This window comes from Helicobacter sp. 12S02634-8 (assembly GCF_002272865.1).
Taxonomy (GTDB): domain Bacteria; phylum Campylobacterota; class Campylobacteria; order Campylobacterales; family Helicobacteraceae; genus Helicobacter_J.
The window spans coordinates 1-1,641 of the sequence record NZ_MLAP01000037.1; the positions used below are offsets into that span (position 1 = coordinate 1).

A 1,641-nucleotide genomic window follows, 5' to 3' on the forward strand; every position below is an offset into this window, starting at 1 on the left:
TGATTGTTACAAAGCACTTTTTTATCTATCGCAGATAAAAGGTTTGCGATTTTGTCTTGATATGACTTCGTTGGTATTTTAAAATCCAATGAAGTTAAGTAATCTATATTTATATTATCTTGTATACTTCCAGTTGCTGCATTTTGAATTGAATTACGAATATACTCAAATACATAATACATAAATAATTCGGACGATTCATACGGAAATGCTTTGAACCCAACGACACTATCGGGAAAGCACATAGGGTATGATAAAATAGCCGTTTCTGCAATATTTGCTGCAATCGTAATGCAAAGTGTTCCCGCATTCCATAGTTTACTTTGTTTTAGCCCAAACTCACCATATTCTTGTGAGTGCTTATTTAAAAACAAATTTGCTTCCTTTATTTCACCCGTTTGAACCAATGGGTACTTACCGTTTATAAACAATTTCGGGTCATTTCTTGGGCGATGTTTTGAAACACCTCTTGAAAAATCGCCTAAGTCTGTCAATTTTTTTGTTGCCCAAGTTGAGTTGAATTTTCCACCATTATATATCATACTCAATCTCCTATCCTATATATTTCCTATGGGCTATTTTAACATTGCTTTGTTTAACCATAGCATACTGCAAAGTCGTATCTATTCGCCGATGTCCCAAGAGCTGTTGAAGCTGCTCGATGGGCATTCCTTTATCTATTGCAAGGGTCGCAAGGGTTCTTCTGAACTTATGGGGGTGAACCTTTTGCAACCCTAGCTTTCTTCCAAATTCACGCAAGCGGACTTCGATACCGCCGATTTTTAATCTGTTATGCGGAGCATTGAGTGTAGCAAAAAGTGCGGGGTTATTGTCTGTTCTGCTATTCAAGTAATTCTGTAAATGCAATTTTGTCCTTGCATCAAAGTAAACGACACGCTCTTTATTGCCTTTGCCAAAAACAATACATTCTCTTTCGTTAAAATCAATATCGTTGCGGTTGAGCAACACCATTTCTCCCACGCGCATTCCAGTAGAAGCTAGCATATCAATCATTGCTAAGTCCCGAAGTTCTGTGCAGTTATCGCGCATAAGTTCCAATGCTTCATCTGTGTATGTTTCTTTTATGCTTGTCCCAGTCTTAACCTTATGTATTCGCCTTACTGGACTTTTCAAAATATAGTCCTCATCTTCAAGCCAAGAGAAAAAGCTTGAGAGAATACGACGAATATTGTCAATTGTTACTTTGCTAGATTGTTTTCTTGTCTGATACTCTGTAAGGTAATTACGAATATCCTCTGTTTCAATGTGCTTGACGCTCATATTCAGATCCACAAGCATTGCATCAATGGTTGCCTTATAGTATTTCAAAGATTTTTCAGAACAGCCCTCAATCCGTTTTGCCGCAAGAAATAGCTCAACAAAATCTTGTTTTGAATCCTCTTTGTTTCTTTTATCGTCTATTATCTCGTAACAGAATAATGTGTGCTGCAAAACATATTGTAGTTTTTCAATTTGTGCGTTATTAAGGTGTGATAACATACCTTGAATAACATCTTTTATTAATTTTTGCTTCATAGTCAATTCTCCTTAATTTATATTAGAGAACGACTTTGGGGTGGATACTCTTTGTTTATTTCCTCGCCACCCGTAAGAATTATTAATTTTACCTTTTTTATTACC

2 protein-coding genes are annotated in these 1,641 nt (G+C 36.1%); both read right to left on the reverse strand.

Annotation, left to right across the window (positions count from 1 at the left end; genetic code table 11):
- Positions 1-542: restriction endonuclease subunit S (locus BKH46_RS09205; RefSeq protein ID WP_172402629.1), on the reverse strand; the 542-nt coding region annotated here is incomplete at its 3' end.
- Between the two features lie 10 nt (positions 543-552).
- Entirely contained in the window at positions 553-1,536 is a 984-nt protein-coding gene (gene xerA, locus BKH46_RS09210) for a site-specific tyrosine recombinase/integron integrase (protein ID WP_095226529.1), read from the reverse strand.
- Positions 1,537-1,641: the final 105 nt, after the last annotated feature.

What these genes read in the sequence shown, in the direction of transcription:
- xerA (WP_095226529.1), bottom strand. Translation starts at nt 1,536, where the DNA reads ATGAAGCAAAAATTAATAAAAGATGTTATTCAAGGTATGTTATCACAC.